Here is a 403-nt window from a genome sequence, read left to right as displayed (position 1 = left end):
CATTCGGCCAGGTGTCGAAATCGAGGTCGAAGCGGACCGTGTAGTGCCCCTGCTGCGTCAGGTAGGCGTACTTGTACTGGCCCGGCGAGGTCACGCGGGCAGACAGCGTGCCCTGGATCCTCGGCCATCGGTCTTCGGCCAGCGGCAGCCGGAAGCGCCGGTCCGAAGGGATGGCCTTGAAGGTGTTGCGATAGGCGGCATCGCGCGCGCCGGTGTGGATGACCTCGGTGATGACCTGCCCGTTCGGTGCCTCGGCCAGCGCCAGGTCCATGCGCAGGATGCGCGCCGGGCGCAGGTCCAGCACGTTGCTCTCGCCCGAGAACACCAACTGGCCGGCCATCGCCGCTTCATGGCGTAGCTGCGCCTCCCACTTGCCGCCCTCGAAGTCCAGATGATGGGTGCC

At 67.7% G+C, this 403-nt stretch carries 1 pseudogene; it reads right to left on the bottom strand.

Going from position 1 to position 403, the window contains the following annotated elements:
- Positions 1-403: pseudogene (locus tag AB4Z27_RS29710) on the bottom strand (type VI secretion system tip protein VgrG); the annotation flags it as partial.

Source organism: Cupriavidus sp. KB_39 (assembly GCF_052114485.1).
Lineage (GTDB): Bacteria > Pseudomonadota > Gammaproteobacteria > Burkholderiales > Burkholderiaceae > Cupriavidus.
The sequence above is the reverse complement of the archived record's forward strand: the minus strand, read 5'-3'. Positions and strand labels throughout refer to the sequence as shown.